The organism is Streptomyces sp. H27-H1 (assembly GCF_026627445.1).
Taxonomy (GTDB): Bacteria; Actinomycetota; Actinomycetes; order Streptomycetales; family Streptomycetaceae; genus Streptomyces.
In genome coordinates this window covers 190,130-209,619 of the sequence record NZ_JAPNLJ010000001.1, presented here as the reverse complement: position 1 = coordinate 209,619, position 19,490 = coordinate 190,130, and the positions used below count along the sequence as shown (strand labels likewise).

Annotated in this window: 18 protein-coding genes and 1 tRNA gene; 11 read left to right on the top strand and 8 right to left on the bottom strand. The window is 71.0% G+C overall.

All coding sequences use genetic code 11. The features are described 5' to 3' along the window. Nucleotides 1–47 precede the first annotated feature (47 nt). The 8 genes from OTB20_RS00950 (at nt 48) to OTB20_RS00915 (ending at nt 9,033) form a co-directional block, all read left to right on the top strand. Nucleotides 48–1,664, top strand: coding sequence for a hypothetical protein (locus OTB20_RS00950; protein WP_267814517.1), 1,617 nt, complete (start codon nt 48–50; stop codon nt 1,662–1,664). Next, nucleotides 1,664–3,754: a hypothetical protein gene (locus OTB20_RS00945; RefSeq protein WP_267814516.1), complete on the top strand. Its 2,091-nt coding sequence runs from the start codon at nt 1,664–1,666 to the stop codon at nt 3,752–3,754. The genes OTB20_RS00950 and OTB20_RS00945 overlap by 1 nt, the downstream gene beginning before the upstream one ends. Nucleotides 3,755–3,963: 209 nt before the next feature. After that, entirely contained in the window at nt 3,964–4,449 is a 486-nt protein-coding gene (locus OTB20_RS00940) for a hypothetical protein (RefSeq protein ID WP_420716290.1), read from the top strand. Nucleotides 4,450–4,460: 11 nt separating this feature from the next. Continuing rightward, a complete protein-coding gene (locus OTB20_RS00935) occupies nt 4,461–4,625 on the top strand; it encodes a hypothetical protein (protein WP_267814515.1) in 165 nt (54 codons plus the stop codon). A gap of 76 nt (nt 4,626–4,701) precedes the next feature. Then, a complete protein-coding gene (locus tag OTB20_RS00930; RefSeq protein ID WP_267814514.1) occupies nt 4,702–5,622 on the top strand; it encodes a bifunctional DNA primase/polymerase in 921 nt (306 codons plus the stop codon). Nucleotides 5,623–5,971: 349 nt separating this feature from the next. Next, nucleotides 5,972–7,222 carry a DUF3631 domain-containing protein gene (locus tag OTB20_RS00925; RefSeq protein ID WP_267814513.1) on the top strand — a complete coding sequence of 417 codons (1,251 nt, stop codon included), beginning with the start codon at nt 5,972–5,974 and terminating at the stop codon, nt 7,220–7,222. 176 nt (nt 7,223–7,398) lie between these two features. Next, a complete protein-coding gene (locus OTB20_RS00920; protein ID WP_267814511.1) occupies nt 7,399–7,587 on the top strand; it encodes a helix-turn-helix transcriptional regulator in 189 nt (62 codons plus the stop codon). A 60-nt stretch (nt 7,588–7,647) separates the two neighbouring features. Continuing rightward, nucleotides 7,648–9,033 carry a tyrosine-type recombinase/integrase gene (locus tag OTB20_RS00915; RefSeq protein ID WP_267814509.1) on the top strand — a complete coding sequence of 462 codons (1,386 nt, stop codon included), beginning with the start codon at nt 7,648–7,650 and terminating at the stop codon, nt 9,031–9,033. Nucleotides 9,034–9,173: 140 nt separating this feature from the next. Here OTB20_RS00915 and OTB20_RS00910 read toward each other — a convergent pair. The 6 genes from OTB20_RS00910 to OTB20_RS00885 form a co-directional block, all read right to left on the bottom strand. Beyond that, a tRNA-Ser gene (locus OTB20_RS00910) sits at nt 9,174–9,263 on the bottom strand. Between the two features lie 57 nt (nt 9,264–9,320). Next, nucleotides 9,321–10,274 (bottom strand): trypsin-like serine peptidase, encoded by a 954-nt coding sequence (locus OTB20_RS00905; protein WP_267814507.1) that lies wholly within the window; start codon nt 10,272–10,274, stop codon nt 9,321–9,323. A 137-nt stretch (nt 10,275–10,411) separates the two neighbouring features. Further along, nucleotides 10,412–11,470, bottom strand: coding sequence for a YeiH family protein (locus OTB20_RS00900; protein ID WP_267814506.1), 1,059 nt, complete (start codon nt 11,468–11,470; stop codon nt 10,412–10,414). Continuing rightward, nucleotides 11,470–12,024: a cysteine dioxygenase family protein gene (locus OTB20_RS00895; RefSeq protein ID WP_267754395.1), complete on the bottom strand. Its 555-nt coding sequence runs from the start codon at nt 12,022–12,024 to the stop codon at nt 11,470–11,472. Before OTB20_RS00895 ends, OTB20_RS00900 begins: the two co-directional genes overlap by 1 nt. 109 nt (nt 12,025–12,133) lie before the next feature. Continuing rightward, the gene (locus tag OTB20_RS00890; protein ID WP_267814504.1) at nt 12,134–13,039 is read right to left on the bottom strand and encodes a LysR family transcriptional regulator; all 906 of its coding nucleotides are present in this window, start codon (nt 13,037–13,039) and stop codon (nt 12,134–12,136) included. Nucleotides 13,040–13,142: 103 nt separating this feature from the next. Continuing rightward, a complete protein-coding gene (locus tag OTB20_RS00885) occupies nt 13,143–14,705 on the bottom strand; it encodes a S1C family serine protease (protein WP_267814503.1) in 1,563 nt (520 codons plus the stop codon). A gap of 233 nt (nt 14,706–14,938) precedes the next feature. Between OTB20_RS00885 and OTB20_RS00880 the strand changes: the two genes are divergently transcribed. The 3 genes from OTB20_RS00880 (at nt 14,939) to OTB20_RS00870 (ending at nt 17,583) form a co-directional block, all read left to right on the top strand. Beyond that, the gene (locus tag OTB20_RS00880; protein ID WP_267814502.1) at nt 14,939–15,739 is read left to right on the top strand and encodes a glycerophosphodiester phosphodiesterase; all 801 of its coding nucleotides are present in this window, start codon (nt 14,939–14,941) and stop codon (nt 15,737–15,739) included. 179 nt (nt 15,740–15,918) lie between these two features. Then, nucleotides 15,919–16,425: an ATP-binding protein gene (locus OTB20_RS00875; protein WP_420716298.1), complete on the top strand. Its 507-nt coding sequence runs from the start codon at nt 15,919–15,921 to the stop codon at nt 16,423–16,425. Nucleotides 16,426–16,608: 183 nt separating this feature from the next. Next, nucleotides 16,609–17,583, top strand: coding sequence for a DUF5926 family protein (locus tag OTB20_RS00870; RefSeq protein ID WP_267814501.1), 975 nt, complete (start codon nt 16,609–16,611; stop codon nt 17,581–17,583). Between the two features lie 241 nt (nt 17,584–17,824). Here the strand turns inward: OTB20_RS00870 and OTB20_RS00865 are convergent, their stop codons facing one another. Next, the gene (locus OTB20_RS00865; protein ID WP_267814500.1) at nt 17,825–18,448 is read right to left on the bottom strand and encodes a hypothetical protein; all 624 of its coding nucleotides are present in this window, start codon (nt 18,446–18,448) and stop codon (nt 17,825–17,827) included. A gap of 206 nt (nt 18,449–18,654) precedes the next feature. Then, nucleotides 18,655–19,353: a bifunctional DNA primase/polymerase gene (locus OTB20_RS00860; RefSeq protein WP_267814499.1), complete on the bottom strand. Its 699-nt coding sequence runs from the start codon at nt 19,351–19,353 to the stop codon at nt 18,655–18,657. Between the last annotated feature and the right edge of the window lie 137 nt (nt 19,354–19,490).

Below are 19,490 nucleotides of genomic sequence, written 5' to 3'. Positions count from 1 at the left end.
TACAGCGTCGGCCGGGCCCTCTTCTCCCCTGAAGGAGCACGTTCAGCATGACCGAGACCACCGCAGAAGCGCAGGCTCCACCCGAAGAATCCACCCCCACCCACACCCCTGCCCCGGCCGAGACCACCGGCACCGCTTCGGCCAAGAATGTGGAGCACACCGCCGGGGGGTTCCCCGTGGTGCCGCTGTCCTTGTCGGGGACGAACACGGCCGCGGGTCTGCTGGCCACGGCCGCTCTGGCCGGGGGCCCGGTCGCCGCTGCGATCGCCATGACCGGCGCCGCCGTCCTGGGAACCGCCGCCGCCCACCGCCGCAGCAAGGCCGGCAAGAAGAAGCCCGCAGCCAAGTCCACCCCGACCGGCACCCGAACCTCCGGCAGCGGCGCGGGCCGTGGTGTCTCGGGTCGGATCCCGACCCAGCCCCGCACCAGCCCCCGAAGCAGCGGTGGGGCCGGTACCGGATCCCGTAGGGCCGCCGGGCAGGCCCGGCACCGTGCGGGCGGCGGAGCCGCTGGCCAGTCCGGCACCTCCTTCGGGAAGTCGGGGTCGCCCTCAGCCCGTCAGCGTGCCACGCAGACCGTCGGACGTCTGGCCGGTGGCCGGGCAGGGCAGGTCGGGGCGCTGCGCTCGCAGGCCAGGACTCAAACTCCGACTCGTTCCGCCGCGCGGACGGCGGCGGTTCAGGCCCGGCGGCAGGTCGCGGACACCCGGCGGGCGGTGAAGGCTGCCGAGCGTGCTGCAGGAGCACGGGCCACCGGCCGTGGCCCGTCGGCTCGGACCCTCGCCAAGACCATGGGCAAAGCCGCAGCCATCCGCGACAAGGCCGTCGGTACCGCCCGCTCGATACGGGACCGCAGCACGGGCCGGACCGTCGCCAAGGGTCGGGCCGGGGTGCAGGAAGCGGCGCACCGCAAGCGGATCGCGACGCTGAAGGCCCCCGCGCAGAAGGCCGCGCGGAAGGCCCTGCGCCGGTCTGCCGCCCGCTTCCAGGCCCGGCGGGCCGCATCCGCCGTGCTCGGCGCGGCGCTCGGCGTCCTTGGGCTGGTGTCCACGCCGATCGGTCGCAAGCTCCGCTGGAGCTGGCTGATGTTCCCCGGCCGGCGTCTCTACCAGTTCCTCGTCGGCCGGGCCCGCGCCGAGCGCGAAGCCCGGGATGAGGAGATCCGCGCCCAGCTCGAAGCCGACGAGCAGGCCGCCGAAGAACAGGCCACCGCCGAGCGCGAGCAGGACATCGAGGGTGACCTGCTCGGTGACCGGGCCGCTCGTCCCACCACGCACGTTCCCGCACCTCCCGCCAGCCAAGGAGTAGCTGTGAGCAACGCATCCGGGTTCAGGTTCGAAGAGCTGGCCGCCGAGATGGAAGCCGCGGCGCAGGCCTACGAGCCCGAGAGCGCCATGGAGATCCTCGCGATGATCGAGGGCCTGCCCGAAGCCCTCACCTCGATCGCGAACGTCATGCAGATCCTCGCGGAGCGCTCCGACACCGAGTTCCCGCTGGAGAAGACCGTCGCGGACGGCTTCGCCGACATCTACGGCGCCCTCAACAGCGCCGTCGCGGTCGCCGAAGACCTGGGACCGGCGTTCCGCCAGGCCCACGAGGCCGACATCGCCCGCCACGAAGACCCTCGCAACGGGCCCGAGGCCGAGAAGGGCTGGAACGTCTGATGACCACCACCCACACCATCGAACACAATGGGCTCGCGCTGGACTGGGCCGCCGGCCACGGCCCCATCACCGGCGCCCTGTCCGCCACCACCGGCGCCTACGCCGTCGCCACCGTCGGAACCCTCGCCCACATGCCCCCCACCTGGGCACTGGCCGTCGGCACCGTCGGAGCGATCGGGCACACCGCGTCGGGGCTGCGGCAGAAGCTCGCCGCCCGCACCATCGGCTCCCGCGCCGCCTCCTGGCTGCTCGGCTCCGGCTGGACCACATGGGCGTTGGCCACCGGCCCCCTGAACTGGACCGCCCTCGGATCCCTCGCCGTCATCGGCGTCGGCATGGGCGCCTCCTCCCGCGCCGTCGGCCTCTACGAGGAAGCCCGCGAACTCGAAGCCCTGGCCCTCGCCGAGCGGCAGGTAGCCCGGGAGTTGTCGGCGGAACGCCGGGGCATCGCCGCGGAGTGGGTAGACCGCGTCCAGCGGGTCTGCGGGATCACCCTGCGGGTCGTGGCGGTGGAGATGTGGCCCACGAACACCGGCTTCACCATCGACGCCGAACTCCCCGCCGGCGGCACCACCTACGACCGGATCGCGAAGGAGAACGCCCGCCTCTCCGCCGATGCCCGCCTCCCGCACGGCTGCACCGCCGCCGCCTCCCCGGGCATCGACCAGGGCCGCGTCCTGATCGACGTCACCACCGTCAACGTCCTCGCCGCCGAAGTCCCCTACCCCTCCGACTACAGCGCCCTCTCAGTCCACACCGGCATCCCGTGGGGCTACCGCACCAACGCGGACGCGATCCTCACCTACCTCCGCGAGCAGTGCGCGCTCGTGGTCGGGCCGACCGGGTCGGGCAAGACGAACATGGTCCACGTCATCCTGGCCGGGTTCGCCCGCGCCACCGACATCCTGACCTGGGTCATCGACCTCAACGCCGGATCCGCCGGCCTTCCCTGGGTCCGCCCCGCGATGGACAGCTCCGGCCAGGGAGCCGCGGTGCGGCCGGGGATCGACTGGCTGGCCGCTTCCCACGAGGAAGCCGACCTCATGCTCGACGCCGCGCTGCGGGTCGGGCTGTACCGCAAGCGCGCCTATCAGGACCTGATGGCCAAGGCGAACACGGACTTGCTGCCGATCAGCCACGAGATTCCGCAGATCATGCTCGTCATCGACGAGGGCGCCGAGATCCTCGTCAGCAACGAGCCCGAGAAGCGCAAGCTCGCCAAGAAGATCCTCGAAGTGATCCGGATGCTCCGCGCCATGGGCATCCGCACCGTCCTGACCGCACTCGGCGCGACCGGCGCCGTCCTCGGCAACATGATGATCCGCCGGGAAGCCAAAACGCGGGTAGCTCTGACCGGTGGCGCGACCGAGGGCATGGACTTGTCCAAGCTGTTCCCCGACGCGCGCGGTCTGCGGATCGAGCAGGCCCCGCACAAGGGCACCGGCTTCATGGGCACCCCCGAATCCCCCGCTGCACTGTTCGGGACGTGGCGGATCCTGCCCGCCCAGATCCGCGACATCGTCCACGCCACCTCCGACCGCCACCCCCGACTGGACGCCGTCTCCGCGAAGGCGGCCGGTGCCGACTACGCCCGCCGCTGGGACCACGGCCGCACCGCATGGATCAACGACCATCAGCACACCGACCCCACCCCCAGCACGTCGGCCACGGCGTCTGCGGGCGCGGGGCTGAACCTCTCCGCCCACCGCAACCAGGCCCCGGCCGTCACGGAGACGGATGGCGTGGACGCCGAGTTCGAGCGCCTCATGTCCGTCGAGTTCACCAGCGCCCCCCAGACGGAGCCGGAGGAGGAGCCGGCACGGCGGCCGGGGCTGAACTTGTCCGCGCACCGAGAGGAGGACAACGCCGCCCGGCAGGCCGCCTTGACCGTGCTCATCGCGGCCGGGCCGGAAGGGACCGGAGCGTCCGCGATCGCCCGGCAGCTTGAGCGGTACGGGACCTCCCGCCAGACCGTCGCCGGGTGGCTCAAGGCCTGGACGGATGAAGGCGAAGCCGTCCGCGTCGGGGCCGGGACGAAGACCCGCTACGTGCACCGCACGCACGCCCACAGCATCCCCGACGAGGACTGACCTTGTCGCTTGTCGCCACCCCCGCAGAACAACCCTCCCGGCCCCCCTAGGGGCTTGTAAGCGGGCTCTGACCTGGGAGGCGACAAGCGACAAGACAAGCGACAAGACAAGGGCACGCGACAAGTCAGACGACAAGCGACAAGACAAGCCGCCACGGGACCACACCTAAGCGTTGAGGTGTGGTCCCGTGCTCATGAGGGAGCCCAGCCGTGCATGGACACACCCGCACGAGCACCACCCCCGCCACTCGCTACGGCGACCCGATCTACTACCCCACCGCCATCCAGCAGCCAGTCATGCCGCTCGCTGAACTCCCGCCCGGAGTCGAGATGGTGACCCTGCCGAACGGCTCCCGGACCCTCGCCTACACCCAGCCCCAGACCCTCGCGCCCGCCCCGGTCGCGCAGCCGGTCCCGGCGTGGGCCAAGACCACTGCCCTGCTCGCCCCGACCGTCGGCGGCGGGATCGCCGCGGCCGGGTTCGGGATCTCCTACGCCGCCCCGGGACTGATCGCCATGACCGAAGCCCTCTGGGCAACCATCGCCCTCATCGCCGCCGGCACCCTCGCACCGCTCCTCCTCCGCACCACACGAGGAACCAGTGGCAGGGGTGCGACGCCCGTGCAGCACGTCACGCAGAACATCAGCGCGTCCGGGATGTTCGGCCGCGCCACCGGCACCATCAACAACCGCTGAAAGGCCAGCCCATGACTGCCTGGAGCCCCGACAACCCCGACTGCGACCCCGATTACGACGGCGTCGACTGCGAGCTGTGCGAGCCCCTCGACGGCGGTGACCCGTACCCCTACGCGCACTGCTGCGGCTGCGGAGCCAACGGCAGCAGCGAACGCCCCGACTGCACCTGCCAGTAGACGCACCAAGGGCGGCCCGCTCTCGGCAAAGTCCGGGCCGCCCTCTTCCAGAACCTCAGAACTGGAGACCCCAAGCATGACCCAACCCGCCCCCATCCGGCGAGACGACCGCGTACGGCTCCTGGCCGAAGCCCTCAGCCTCGCCGCCCGAGGCTGGCCCCTCTTCCCCCTGCGGCCCGGATCGAAGACCCCAGCTCTCCACAGCGCGGAACGCTGCCCCCGCACCGAAGGCTGCGCCGACGGACACCTGAAGTGGGAGCAGCGCGCGACCACTGACCAGGACGCGATCGTCCGCTGCTGGACGCACAAGCCGTACAACATCGGCCTGGCCACCGGCCCCGCCGGACTCATCGTTATCGACCTGGACACCCCCAAGCCCAACAGCAGTCAGGACGCGCCTGGCGGCGCGGAGACCTTTACGGCGCTCTGCGAGCGCGCCGGGCAGGCCGTCCCCACCACCTACCGCACCCGCACCCCCTCCGACGGGGCCCACCTGTACTTCACCGCCCCGGCCGGGATCCGGCTGGGGAACACGGCGGGCAAGCTCGGCCCGCTCATCGACACCCGAGCCGCCGGCGGATACGTCGTCGCCCCCGGCAGCAGCATCCCGGCCGGGATGTACGAGGTGACCGACCCCGCCCCGGTCGCAGAGCTCCCCGGCTGGCTTCTGCTCCTGCTCCAGCCGCCCGCCCCGGTCCCGGCCCGTCGGCTCGCGGCGCCGGCCGTCAGCGGCACCAGCGCGGCCCGCGCCGCGCTGGACGCCGAGTGCAACGTCGTCCGTACCGCCCCCGCAGGTCAGGCGAACAACACGCTCAACCGGAGCGCCTTCAAGGTGGGGCGCTTCGTCGCGTGGGGCGACCTCCCCCGCGACGTGGTGGAGGAGGCCTTCCAAGCGGCAGGGGAGGATCGGGGACTCACCGCTGCCGAGTGCCGCTCCACGATCCGAAGCGCCCTAGACAGCTCCGCCCGTACGGTCCGGGCCCGGGATGCGGCATGAGCACCCACCCTCATCCCCCCTTGGAAGGCCCCACCCCGGCACCCACCGGCCCCAGCATCGCCGAACCAGCCCCGGCCACCGGCGGCAGTGGCGCGCTGAAAGTCGTCGCCGAAGGCGTCCTTTCATCTGTTCGCCCTGACCCGCGCCGGGACGACGGACGTCGGCCGGTCGCCTGGCTCCACATCAGCGCACCCGGACGAGGAGCGACCCCGTCCGCCCGGTCGTGGTGCACGTGCGGCCGCGACCTCTTCGCCGCTGGCCAGAGCCGCGCACTCGCCTTGATCGACGACCACGTGCGGCACCGGACCGTCTGCCCCTTGCTCGTATCCCAGGAAGGGAAGGCCGCCTGATGAGCGACCCCAAGCCCGCGGTCGTACCCATCGATGGGGCCGCGCTGCTCGACGAGGTGGAAGCCTTCCACCGCCGGTTCAACATCTTCCCCCGCGAAGCCGCCTATGTGGCGGTGGTCCTGTGGGACGCGCACGCCCACCTCATCGACTGCTTCGAGACCACACCTCGGATCGCGTTCCTGTCCCCGGAGCCCGGATCGGGGAAGTCGCGGGCACTGGAGATCGTGGAGATCCTCACCCCGCGCCCGGTCACCACCGTGTCCGCCTCCGCCAACGGGCTCTACCGCCTCGTCGGCGCCCCTGAGGGCCTGCCCACGGTCCTCTTCGACGAGGTCGACACCATCTTCGGCCCGAAGGCAGGGCCCGACGAAGCGCTGCGAGGGTTCCTCAACGCGGGCTACCGGCGCAGCGGCGGCGCGCTGCGGTGCGTGGGAGACGGCTCGAACCAGACTGCGCAGATCTTCCCCTCGTACTGCGCCGTGGCCATGGCGGGACTCGGCTCCCTGCCCGACACCGTCCTGACCCGCTCGGTCATCGTCCGCATGCGCAAGCGCGCCCCGAACGAGAAGGTCGAGCCCTACCGTCAGCGCGTCCACGAGCAGCAGGGCCACGCGCTGCGCGACCGCCTCGCGAAGTGGGCCGACAGCGTCCGCGACCGCGTGGCCGGAGCTTGGCCCGCGATGCCGGAAGGGGTGACGGACCGGCCGGCGGACGTGTGGGAGCCGCTCCTCGCCGTCGCCGACGCCGCCGGAGGCGACTGGCCCGCCCGTGCTCGTACCGCCTGCCTCGAACTCGTTGCCGCGGCGAAGGACAACGACGAGTCCTCCACCGGGGTCCGCCTCCTCACGGACCTTCGCGACCACGTGTTCTGCGGCGCCGACCGCATGTCGACCGCCGTCATCCTCGAATGCCTCCTCCGCATGGACGAAGCGCCCTGGGCCGACCTGGACGACAAGCCGCTCAACTCCCGGACCCTGGCCCGCCTCCTCGGCCAATACGTCACCCCCGGCAACAAGCCCATCAAGCCGCGTGGGATCCGTACCGCCTCCGGCACCCCCAAGGGCTACTACGCCGAGGACCTCACGGACGCGTGGGAGCGCTACTGTCCCCCGCCCCTCCTGAAATCCGCAACAGCCGCAACATCCGCCACACCGCAGGTCAGCGGGGGTGAATCTGTGGCGGATACCGCCACGGCCATCCGCCACACGCACGCAGAAACCGCCACACCGCTCTTCCCCGTCGCCGGATAACCGGCCATCGGCCCCAGGTGCCGCCACACCACGCGTGTGGCGGCACCTATCCGCCACAGAATCCCGATCCGCCACAGACCCGAGCCGCTGACCAGCAATGTTGCGGCGTGGCGGATGTTGCGGATCCCCCGTGAGGGAGGGGAGACCCTCCCAGTGCTCGCGAAGGAGAGACATTCATGGCGCGCCCCCAGATGCTCAAGCTCCCCGAAGTGCTGACGGAGATCGGCATGAGCCGAGCCGCGTTCTACCGGATGCGCGCCCGTGGACAAGGCCCGCGTCTCATCAAGCTCCCCAACGGCCAGCTCCGCGTGCGCCGTGCGGACCTGGACACCTGGCTGTCCGGGTGCGAGGAAGTCGCCGCCTGACCCGCCCCACTCAGAGAGAGGGCCCACCCTTCGGTGGGCCCTCTCTCCAATTGGAGAGAAATGCTGACGTACGACGTTGATATCTGGTCCATCCGAGAGCGGAAGGGGCGCCCCAAGCCGTTCGAACTGCGGTGGCGAGCGGGAGAGCGGCCGCACTCCAGAAGCTTCAAGCTCAAGGTGCAGGCCGACGGTCGACGTTCCGAGCTGCTCACCGCGCTTCGCAATCGGGAGCGGTTCGACGAGCAGACCGGGCTGCCGGCTTCGGAGTTCGAGGCGCTGAGTACACCTACTTGGTACGAGCACGCCACGGCCTACGTGCTGATGAAGTGGCCGAAGGCCGCAGCCAAGCACCGCGCGAGCATCGCCGAGACGTTCGCCACCGTGACACCGGCGTTCGTATCCAGCTCACGCGGCGCTCCCGACTCCGCCGTCTTGCGGCAGGCGCTGTACGGGTGGGCGTTCCGCGCGGTGCAGGCAGACGACGGCCCCCTTCGTCTGCGGCACGAGATCGAGAAGCCGCCGGAGGACATCGCGGCCGCCCTTACTTGGATCGCATCGAACACGGTCAAGATGACCGAGGTCGCGCGGTCGGAACGCCTACGTGGGGCTCTTGATGCTCTGTCCAAGAAGCTCAACGGGAAGCCCGCTGCGGACAACACGGTGAACCGGAAGCGCATGGTCATGAGCAACGCCCTGCGATACGCCGTCGAGCGTGGCACCCTCCCCGCTAACCCTCTTGGCCGTCTCGACTGGACCGCGCCCGATAAGGACGACGAGGTCGACTTCCGGTACGTCCCCAACCCCGATCAGGCCGCAGCTCTGATCGACGCCGTGAAGCAGTCCAGCGGGCGAGGGGAGCACATGGCCGGCTTCTTCGGCTGCCTGTACTACGCGGCCATGCGTCCTTCGGAGATCGCTGCCCTTCGCGCTGCGGACTGCATCTTGCCCTCAACCGGGTGGGGAGAGCTTGTCCTCGCGGGGAGTCGCCCCGAGGTCGGCTCGGGGTGGACCGACGACGGGCAGTCGTACGAGCAGCGCGGGCTGAAGCGCCGGGCCCGGACCGCGACCAGGTCCGTTCCTATCCCGCCGGTACTGACCGCGATGCTCCGCGACCACAAGGAGAAGTACGGGGTCGCCGACGACGGGCGACTCTTCCGGGCTGCACAGGGGGGACGGATCCGCTCGACGGAGTACTGCAACCTCTGGGACGCGGCACGGATCAAGGCCCTGCCAGCGGAGGATGCCAAGACGCCTCTCGCAGATGTGCCGTACTCGCTCCGGCACGCGGGGGTGTCCCTGTGGATCAACTCCGGGGTGGATCCGATGGAGGTCGCGCAACGGGCCGGACACAGCCTCACCGTGCTCTTCCGCTTCTACGCCAAGATCCTGAAGGGCCAGCAGTCCCGAGCGAACGAGCTCATCGAGAAGGGTCTGAGCGGCGCGTGAGTCTTGTGGTCCTGGCCCACACATGGCCCATACGCGCTGGTCAACAGCGGGATACAAGTGCTCCAGGGTGAGACAGGGTGAGCAGAGAGGGCGTGACCCCGAATCGGGTTCACGCCCTCTGACCTGCTACTTCTCTGACCTGGCGGTGGGTGTGGGATTTGAACCCACGGTGACATCGCTGCCACGACGGTTTTCAAGACCGTTCCCTTAGGCCGCTCGGGCAACCCACCTGGCCGGTACAGAGTACCGGGCCGTGGGGGTGGGGCGGCGCTGGGTTTCTCGGGGGGTCAGGCGGTCTGGGCCTTGTCGTAGGCAGCCTTCGCCTCGTTGCCGAAGTAGGGGCCGAACATCCGGTTCGGCAGGAAGGTGTAGCCGAAGCTGTTCACCGAGGCCTGGACGCCCAGGCCCGTCGCCTCGTTGAAGTCCTGGAACCAGGGGCCGCCGCTGGAGCCGCCGGTCATATTGCACGGTAGGCCGTGGTCCTTCGTCAGCAGGAAGTCCTTGCTTGTGTTGCCGCTGCAGTAGACGAGCTTGGTGCCGTCGTACGGGGCCGCCGCCGGGAAGCCGAAGGCGTACATCTTCTTGTTGTAGCCGCCGTTGAACACGATGCCCTGGGCTCCGACTGCCTGGCTGAGCGTCTGGCCGTTCAGCGGGGCGACGACCGCCAGGCCGACGTCCATGTTCATGTCCTCGCTCGCCACCCACTGGTCGGTCGCGAAGGTCTTGGTCGCCGTCCACTGCCCGTAGGGCGCGTTCCCGTTCTCGTACCCCGGGACGAAGATCCAGTTGGTGTGCCAGGCGCCCTGGTACTTCACGCAGTGGCCGGCGGTGATCACCGTGCTGCCGTTGACGCTGGTGATCGAGTCGCCCGAGCAGGAGGCGCTCTTCCCGTTGAAGGTGAAGAAGACCCGGCCCGAGGTTTTGACCACCGCGCCGCCGGACGTCCAGGCTCCGCCCGGCTGGGGGAAGGCCGCGGGGGAGGCGACCGACCCCGTGGGGGAGGCGCTCGCCGGCGTCGGGGCGATGGTGGTGGGGCGCTCCGCGGTGACGGGAGCCGTGCGGGTGGCCGCGCCCGGGGCGGCCGTGATGTCCAGCGGGGCGGCGGCCCGCATCTGCTCGGCCGACCAGAAGCCCGGGGCGGGGCGGGGCGCGGCGGCCGAGGGGGAGGCCGCCGTCAACGCACCCGCGAGCAGGGCCCCCGTAGCGAGCAAGACCGATATGGCTGTCCGATGGTGATTCACGCATGACTCCTTCTGCCGTGCCCGGATGAAGAGCTGTCGGTGCGGATCCGGGGCAGGGTGGCACGCCGGGAACGAGAAGTCAGGCACCAGTCGGAACGTTCGGTCGGTTCCGGCCAGGAATTGGCCAACTCCACGTCCTAGGAGGTGAGGAGGACGCCCGCGTACGAGGCTCCGGCCACCACCACCCAGGCCGCGAGGCCCAGCAGTGCGGCCCGGCCGCCGGTACGGGACAGAGTGGGCAGGTGGACCGCGCTGCCCAGGCCGAACAGGGCTGCGGCCAGGAGCAGTTCCTGGGCGGTGTGCGCCCATTCCAGCGCTACGTCGGGAAGTGTCCCGGTGGCCCGCAGCGCGGCCGCCGCGAGAAAGCCGGCTACGAACAGCGGCACCGGGGCCGGCCGGCGGCCCGAGGACGTACGCACCCCGCGGTTGCGGGCCCGTACCGAGAAGGCCACCGCCGCGACCAGCGGGGCCAGCATCGCCACCCGCATCAGCTTGACCAGCACCGCTTCGCCGAGGGCCCCCGGGCCGGCCGTCTGAGCGGTAGCCACCACCTGGCCGACGTCGTGGACGCTCGCGCCCACCCAGCGGCCGAACTCCGGGTCCGAGAGGCCCAACGGGGCTTGGAGCAACGGAAGTACGGCGATGGCCAGGGTGCCGCACAGGGTGACCAGCGCCACCGAGGAGGCCACGTCTTCCTCGTCGCTGCCCGACACCTGGCTGACGGCTCCGATGGCCGAGGCCCCGCAGATCGAGTACCCGGTGGCGATCAGCAACGGCTGGTCCCCGGGCAGCCCGAGTCGCCGGCCGAGCCAGAGAGTGCCGAGGAAGGTCGCCGCCACCACCGCGGCCACCATCGCCACAGTGGCCCAGCCCAGCCGGAGCACCTCGTCCAGGCCCAGCGCCAGACCCAGCAGGACGATTCCGATCCGCATCAGGCGCCGCCCGGCCAGGGAGAGGCCGGGGCGCGCGGTTCCCCGTACGAAGCCCCGTAGGCCGGGGAGGTGAGCCGCGGCGATGCCGAGCAGCACCGACACCGTCAGCATCGGGGCCCAGGGGGCCAGCCGATGCACCGACCAAGCCGCCAGCACGCCGGCCGCCGCCAGTCCCAATCCGGGCCACGGTGACGATGTTTCACGTGAAACATCGATCGGTTCCCGCGAGGCCGCCCCGCGTACCGGGCGGTTCAGCAGGGCCATCAGTCGGTCGGGAGGGTGTAGACGCGGCGGACGCTGCTGCCCAGACGGCTGACGTCGGCTCCGTACACGTGGAGGGATATCGCCTTCGTGCGACAGGAGTTGCGGACCTTGTGGATGTCTCCCGGCGGGGCGAACCCGCAGACGTCTCCGGGGCCGTTGACCACGTGCTCGGTCGCCACCAGCCGGGCGCCGGTGGTGGCCGTGGCGGGGGCGAGGCGGTAGCGGAGCTCGCTCTCCTCGCCCTCGTGCACACCGGCCACGCACCACGAGACGTGGTCGTGGATGGCGGTCTCCTGGCCCGGCAGCCACACCAGGGCCACGACGGAGAAGCTGCCGTCCGGTTCCGCGTGCAGGACGTGCTGCCGGTAGCGGTCGGGGTGTCCCTCGCGCTGCTCGGCGGTGAGCAGACCGGGCGTCCCCAGGTGTGGGGCGAGCCGTTCGCCGACCAGGTAGGCGGTCAGATCGGGGGCCAGCCCCCGGTCCACGACCGAACGGATCTCACTGACGAGGGCGGCCGTCCTCGCGGTCGTGCGGGCCGGCGTGGTGGTGGTCATATGGGGAGGGTCGGGGAGCCGACCCATCACGTCCAACGACAGTTCTCAGCTGAAATCCAAAGACCCGCTTATGGGTTGGGAAAGATGCCGGACCCGTCCGTCGGCCGGTTCAGCAGCCGACGCGGTTCGAGGCCGCCTGCCTCAGGGCTTCCAGCACCACCGCCGTCGCCGGGACCCGCAGATGGTCGCGGTACACGTGCGCGGCGATGTGGCGGCGGGCGGCCGGCAGCAGGGCCCGCCCGCACACCTTGCTGAGTGAGAGCGAGGGCAGCACCAGCGCGGGCATCATGGCCACGCCCAGGCCCTGTGCGACCAGGCTCTGGACCACCAGGTTGTCGTCGGTGGCGAACCGGATGTCGGGGACGAAGCCCAGCCCCGCGCATTCGTGCAGCAGATTCGCCCGGCAGCGCGGGCAGCCGGCGATCCACCGCTCCTCGGAAAGGTCCGCGAGGTTCACGGCCCGCCGCCGGGCCAGCGGGTGCCCGGTCGGCAGCAGCACCGTCAGCTGGTCCTCCATGAGCTTGACCTCGGCGACCTCCTCCGGCACCTCCTCGTGCAGGCCGGGATAGGTGAAGGCCAGGGTGATATCGCACTCGCCCCGCTCCAGCCTGCGCAGGGAGTCCGGGGGCTCCCCCTCCAGCAGCTCGACCTGGATGCCCGGGTGGTCCTTGGCCAGGCTGCTCAGGGCTTCCGGGACGAGGGTGACGTTGGCGCTGGGGAACCCGCACAGCCGGACACGGCCGGTCCGCAGCCGGGCGTACGCCTTCAGCTGGGCCTCGGCGGCGGCGAGACTGCCGAGGATGGACTCGGCGTGCCGGGCCATCGATTCCCCGGCCTCGGTGAGCTGCATGCGGCGCCCGACGCGGGTGAACAGCGGGGTGCCGACGGCGCGTTCGAGCGCCTTCATCTGCTGGGTGATCGCGGGCTGGGTGTACCCGAGGACGCGGGCGGCGGCCGAGTAGGACCCCGAGGCGACCACCTCGTGGAACGTCCGTATGTGCCGAGAATCGAACACGGTCGAAGCATAAGCGGACGTTGGGAGGGGCCGCAGGCACAATCGCGCCTACGGCCCCTCACCATCAAGCCAGTTGGGTCTGCCGTCCACCGACGGCCGGCCGCTACTTGTCGCCGACCCGCGAGCCGAGCGTGATGTCCACCGTGGTCGGCTTTCCGCCGCGCAGGTAGGTCAGCTTCACCGTGTCACCCGGCTTGTACGTCCAGATCTCACTGATCAGGGTCGGGCCGCTGTCGATCGGCTTGCCGCCGAGCTCGGTGATGATGTCGCCGGGCTTCAGCCCCGCCTTGCCCGCCGGGCCGTTCGGGTCGACCAGCTCGCGCGCCGACGCTCCCGTCTCGGAGATCTTCGCGCCGTCGGTCTTGGCCGCGAGGTCCACGGAGACCGAGATCACCGGGTAGACCGGCTTGCCCGTCTTGATCAGCGATTCGGCGACGTTCTTCGCCTGGTTGATCGGGATGGCGAAACCGAGGCCGATGGAGCCTGCCTGGCCGCCCACGCCGCCGCTGCCCGCAGACTGGATAGCGGAGTTGATGCCGATGACCGCGCCACGGCCGTCGAGCAGCGGGCCACCGGAGTTGCCCGGGTTGATCGAGGCATCCGTCTGCAGCGCGCTCATGTACGAGTTCTTGCCGCCGGTGGCGTCACCCGAGGCGACCGGGCGGTTCTTGGCGCTGACAATGCCGGTGGTGACCGTGTTGGACAGGCCGAACGGGGCGCCGATCGCGATGGTGGAGTCGCCGACGGCCACCTTGTCCGAGTCGCCGAGCGGCAGCGGCTTGAGGCCGGACGGCGGGGTCTTCAGCTTGATGACGGCCACGTCGTAGCCCTGGGCCCGGCCCACGACCTCGGCTTCGTACCTCTTGCCGTCGGAGAAGGTCGCGCTGAGCTTGCCGCCGTTCGCCGCGGAGGCGACCACGTGGTTGTTCGTGAGGATGTGGCCCTGCTGGTCGTAGACGAACCCGGTGCCGGTGCCGCCCTCGCCGTCGCCGGCCGAGGCCTCGATGGTGACGACGCTGGGCAGCGCGCCGGCGGCCAGGCCCGCGACCGATCCCGGATCCCGCTTGAGCTCCTTGGGGGTGTTGCCGGCGCTGACCGTGGTGGAGCCGGAGCCGTTGGCACTCCGGTCGGCGGCCCAGTAGCCGACGCCGCCGCCGACGCCGCCCGCGAGGAGCGCCGCCGCGACCACGCCCGCGATCAGGCCGCCCTTGCCCTTCCGCTTGGGCTGCGGTGCACCCTCGGTGCCCAGGGGCGCGCCCCAGCCGCCACCGCCATGGCCGTCACCGGCCCCGTACCCGGGAGCCCCGTAAGCGGGGGCCGCGGGCGGCGGGGGAGGCCAGCCCTCGGCGCCCGTCGCCTGCGGCGCAGGACCGGGGCTCTCGGCGTAGGCCGGGGTGACCGGCGGAGCGGGGCTCTCGGCGTAGGCCGGCGTGACCGGCGGGGCCGGGGTCTCGGCGTAGGCCGGAACCGCGGGCTGCGCTGCCTGGGTGTGGGGGAGCTGCTGAGTCGGCTCGGCGCCGGGCACGGGCGTCGGCGGCAGCTGTTGCGTCGGCGGCTCCACGGGGGCCGGTGCGGCGGGCGCGGCGTCGACGGGCGCGGCCACCGGGTGTACGGGCGGACCCGCGGGAGGCGTCGGGGCCGCGGTGCCCTCGTTCTCGGTGCTCACAGCGCTGTCTCCTCGTCACACACGGCTTCAGAAATACGGGCGATCGGTCCGGCTGAACGTTCGACGTGCCGTACAAGTTCCTGGGCAAAGCCTTTCCCATGGCCCGTCAGAGCACTGTAAGCCGGACCTGTGAGTCTCCCCCATCCTTTATCTCCGACATTTCGGGCGCATCCCCAGAAGCACCCACAGGGCTCCCCCGACATCCGCGGCCCTCTCGGTGGCACCATGAGCCGGTGACCCACGCAACGCCGCGCCCCATCCAGGTCGTCGCCCACCGCGGCGCCTCGGAGGATGCCCCCGAACACACCCTGGCCGCCTACCGCAAGGCCATCGAGGACGGGGCCGACGCCCTCGAATGCGATGTCCGGCTCACGGCCGACGGCCACCTGGTCCTGGTCCACGACCGGCGGGTGAACCGCACCTCCAACGGCCGGGGCGCCGTCTCCGCCCTGGAGCTGGCCGATCTCGCCGCCCTCGACTTCGGCTCGTGGAAGGACCGCGAAGAGTCTCCCGACTGGGACTCGGACCCCGAGCGGACCTCAGTACTCACCCTGGAGCGGCTCCTGGAACTGGTGGCGGACGCCGGGCGGCCGGTACAGCTGGCGATCGAGACGAAGCACCCGACCCGCTGGGCCGGACAGGTGGAGGAGCGCCTGCTCTTCCTCCTGAAGCGGTTCGCGCTGGACGCCCCGCCCGCCGAGGGCCCGCACCCGGTCCGGGTGATGAGCTTCTCCGCGCGCTCCCTGCACCGGATCCGGGCGGCCGCCCCGACGGTCCCGACCGTCTACCTGATGCAGTTCATCTCGCCCCGGATGCGGGACGGAAGGCTGCCGGCCGGGATCCGGATCGCCGGGCCGGGGATGCGGATCGTCCGCGGCCATCCGGGCTTCATCCGAAAACTTCAGGCCGCCGGGTACTCCGTACACGCGTGGACCGTGAACGATCCGGAAGATGTTCAGCTCTGCGCTGATCTAGGTGTAGAAGCCATCATCACGAACAGACCACGACAAGTTCTGTCACAGCTAGGCCGCTGACGTCCCGTTTTGCGCATCCGTCACACACGAACCATCCGTTACAGGGTGTGCACCGGCGCATCCGCTCCGCATTCGGCGCCGCGAATGCGTCAGCGGGCGCCCGTGCGGCGGTTTCCGGTCCAGGCCATTGGGGCATCCAGACCATGCGTGGGGCTAAGGAGGTTCCGGGGGTGGCGTTGATGGTGGCACAAGAAGTGCCCACGTCGTCGTGCATGGACGTGTCCCATGGTCCTGCGGGCGTGGGTGAGGCAAGGCACCGGATGCGCGAGCAGTTGCGCATCAGCGGACTGTCCGAATCGATCGTGGATGACGCAGTACTGATCCTTTCCGAACTGCTCAGCAACGCCTGCCGGCACGGCAGACCGCTGGCCATCCGGGAGATCGGCGACGGTGGGATACAGGCGTCGTGGCGCGTGGACAAAGCGGGGCGTCTGACGGTCGAGGTCACGGACGGCGGCGGGCCCACCCGCCCCATCCCGGCCAAACCCTCGGTCACCGCACGGGGCGGACGGGGGCTGAACATCATCAGCGCCCTGGCCCAGGACTGGGGTGTCCGGGACGGAGCGGCGGGTGAGGTCACCGTCTGGGCGATCGTCGCCTGTGGGACCCGGCACGAGGATTTCGCTACGCGCGTCGCGCCCCCGGCGATCGATTTCAGTACGGCCTTCGACGATCTGGATCCCTGATCCGATCGGTACCCGACCGCGGGTGGACAGATGGCGACCGACCGGGAGCACACGCCGACCGTGCTTCCGGCCGCCCCCACCCGTTGTGGCGGTACGAACGGCTGGGCACCGGTTGTGGCGGTACGAACGGCTAGGCTCGCGCCCAGACCGACGCCGTACCGCCGCAACCGGGAGACACCCACGATGGCCAAGAAGCGCCCCGCCGCGAAGTCCGCAAAGCCGCAGCTCAACAGCGGGGAGATCCCGGTGGTGGGCCCTCGCGAGCCCTGCCCCTGCGGATCCGGGCGCCGCTACAAGGCCTGCCACGGCGCCGCCGCCGCGCACGCCGTCACCGAGCACGTGGCCCGCCCGTTCGAGGGCCTGCCCGGCGAGTGCGACTGGGTGGCGCTGCGCGAGCTCGTCCCCGCCGCCACCGTGCCGCTCACCCTCAAGGGCGGACTGCCCGAGGGCGTCCCCTCCGTCACCTTGGTGACCGTACTCCCGCTGGCCTCCCCGGCATTGCGCCGCGAGGACGGCTCCGTCCTGCTCGGCCTGCAGAACGACTCGACCACCGGCGACCTCGCCCGGGACATGGCCGACACCCTGGAGCGCGCGCTCGTCGCCGAGCCGGGCACCGTCATCGCGGCCCGCCGGGTGCCGGCCGAGGGTCCGCGACTTCAGGATCTCCTGTCCGCGGACGGCGGTTTCGAGCCGGTTGTACACAGCGGGTTCGAATTCTGGATTCCGGAAGCGGAGAGCGCCCAGAACGCCTCCCCGGAGATCGCCGCCTCCCTGGAGCGCGCCAACGCGGCCGCCATCCCGACCGTCAAGCTGACCGGTGCGGACGCCGCCTACTGGTGCGAGACCCCGGACAAGAACCACCTGCGCTGGGTCATGCCGCACCCCGAGGAGAAGCTGCTCGACGCGCTCGCGCGACTGCACGCGGCGGGCACGTCCTCGCTCGGCGAGGGCACCAAGCTGGTCGGTTCCTTCCGCGCCCACGGCCTGATGGTCCCCGTCTGGGACCTGCCCACCGGAGTCTCGGCGGAGGATGTGGAGAAGCCGGCGGCCGAGCTCGCGGAGCGCCTTGCCGCGGCCCTCGCGACGGACGCGCCGCTGACCACGGAGGAGCGCCGGGCACGCGGCGGCCTCACCAACCGCCAGGTCACGCTCAGCTGACCGGGACGCCGGGCCTCTTCGGGAGCCCGGCACGAGAGCCTGCGGGAGGTCCCACAGGCGGGTCACCGGTGACCCGCCACCGGTGATCGGGGTCACAACTCCCGCTAATCGCCTGCAAATCGGTGTCCGAATATCAGAGATCGAATTTGCGAACAGGCGATCTCTTGTTACCGTTCTTGTAGCCCGGTCGCTGGTGCATCCCCCGTCGCCAGCGACCGGGCCTTTGATTTTTCGGTGACGCTCAACCGTCACCCGGTTCCGGTGAGTTGCTCCCGGACCGCAGGAGCAGGGCTCCTTCATCATCCGGAACTGCAAATTCCGCTACGGCCGAGTAATCGCCCGGAGACCCGGCCGACTCCTCCCTCGGCGTTTCGCACAGCCCCGGCTCGTCGCCCGCGCCGACCGCGCAGCGGATCTGCACCGTGCGCCCCGCGGGACCCATCACCGTGAGCACCGCGTCGAGCGCGCGGCCGCTGGTGTTGCGGTAGTAGCTGCGCCCCCACGTCCGGCCGTCACCGGACAGGACGCAGGTTTGCGCCTCCACCCCCTGCGGGGAGGACAGTTCGGGTCCGCAGCGCGCGTCCGTACGCGACTGCTCGGCCGGACCCGGGCGGGCCGGCGCCCCGCCTGCTGCCAGCGTACGGGGCCGGCCGGAGGCGGAACTCGCGCCCTCGCCGCCCGAATCCGCGGAGCCCGAAGACTTCGGGTCATCCGCGGAAGGGCGACCGAGCCCGAAAGTGGAGAGCAGTCCTCCACCCTTTCCATCGCCCTGACCGGCGAAATCCGGCCCGGCGATCGCTCCCGCCAACGGGAGCGACAAGATGATCAACACACCGGCGCCGATACCGATCAGGCGGAGATTCATTCGCCGAAGATAGCGATGCGGGAATGGGGCGCGGAGATCCCCGCGCCCAATTCCCTTGGAAACTCGTCTCGCTGACACCCGTACGAGTGATCCGCCAGTGCACAGGCGCCAGTACGCGGGCCTCGGTGCATTGGGTTTGGTGGGTCAGGTTTGGTGGGTCAGGTTTGGTACGCCGGGTTCGGCACACCGGATTTGGCGCACCGGCCTCAGTACGCGAGCCGGCTCCCGCCGCCCGGTGCCTCGCTGCTCGCCTCCACCAGCGCGTCCACGAGCGCCTCCACCTCCGGCAGCCAGATCTCCCCGGCCCGTGCGGGCTCGCGCTCCCACCGCACCTGGCCGCCGCCGATGGCGGCGGAGGGCGGCAGCAGCAAGTAGCCGCCCTCGCCGTGGAAACGCAGCGAGGAAGGCACGTGGTCCTTGGCATAGAGGACCTCGCCGAGCCGCTCCAGCGAGTACGGCGCCACGAGCAGCGACCACCGGGTGGGCGTGGCCACGACCGGCCCGAGGCGCATTCCCAGGGCGTCCAGTCGTACGACGGCGCGCTCGGCCGCCGCGGCGGGCAGGCTCACCGCGCAGGGCGCGGTCCCGCCGGTGGCCAGCAGGATCGGGGCGCCCGCCCGGTTGGCCCACCACCAGGACACCATCCGCGGGTCGGTGGTGGCCGCGAGCAGCCCGGGGTCGAAGGGGTGCGCGCCGGGCACGGCGCAGTCGAGGTCGGGGCAGGCGCACCGGGTGCTGTCGGTGCCGGAGCGTCCGACGCCCGGCAGTACGGGCCAGCGCCAGGTGGTGGCGCAGGTGAGCGCCGCGTCGAGCAGAGCGGGCCCGCTGCCCTGCGGCGGGGCGGGGCGCAGGGTTCGCAAACGATTGCGGAGCCGCTGGAGACGCCTTCCGAGGATCTCGCGCATGAGCGCTCGTTCCTTTCCGTTGAACGCCGAGGGCCACATCACACCATGTAAGCGGTGGTTCACCACACGTGCACGTTTCGCGTCACTGTCCGCCTGAAGCAGGTTCACACGGTTCGTGCAGTTGTCTTACGGGTCCA

Coding starts and splice junctions, on each gene's coding strand:
- OTB20_RS00950 (WP_267814517.1), top strand. CDS start 48: ATGACCGAGACCACCGCAGAAGCGCAGGCTCCACCCGAAGAATCCACC.
- OTB20_RS00945 (WP_267814516.1), top strand. CDS start 1,664: ATGACCACCACCCACACCATCGAACACAATGGGCTCGCGCTGGACTGG.
- OTB20_RS00935 (WP_267814515.1), top strand. CDS start 4,461: ATGACTGCCTGGAGCCCCGACAACCCCGACTGCGACCCCGATTACGAC.
- OTB20_RS00930 (WP_267814514.1), top strand. CDS start 4,702: ATGACCCAACCCGCCCCCATCCGGCGAGACGACCGCGTACGGCTCCTG.
- OTB20_RS00925 (WP_267814513.1), top strand. CDS start 5,972: ATGAGCGACCCCAAGCCCGCGGTCGTACCCATCGATGGGGCCGCGCTG.
- OTB20_RS00920 (WP_267814511.1), top strand. CDS start 7,399: ATGGCGCGCCCCCAGATGCTCAAGCTCCCCGAAGTGCTGACGGAGATC.
- OTB20_RS00915 (WP_267814509.1), top strand. CDS start 7,648: ATGCTGACGTACGACGTTGATATCTGGTCCATCCGAGAGCGGAAGGGG.
- OTB20_RS00900 (WP_267814506.1), bottom strand. CDS start 11,470: ATGGCCCTGCTGAACCGCCCGGTACGCGGGGCGGCCTCGCGGGAACCG.
- OTB20_RS00895 (WP_267754395.1), bottom strand. CDS start 12,024: ATGACCACCACCACGCCGGCCCGCACGACCGCGAGGACGGCCGCCCTC.
- OTB20_RS00875 (WP_420716298.1), top strand. CDS start 15,919: ATGGTGGCACAAGAAGTGCCCACGTCGTCGTGCATGGACGTGTCCCAT.
- OTB20_RS00870 (WP_267814501.1), top strand. CDS start 16,609: ATGGCCAAGAAGCGCCCCGCCGCGAAGTCCGCAAAGCCGCAGCTCAAC.
- OTB20_RS00865 (WP_267814500.1), bottom strand. CDS start 18,448: ATGAATCTCCGCCTGATCGGTATCGGCGCCGGTGTGTTGATCATCTTG.
- OTB20_RS00860 (WP_267814499.1), bottom strand. CDS start 19,353: ATGCGCGAGATCCTCGGAAGGCGTCTCCAGCGGCTCCGCAATCGTTTG.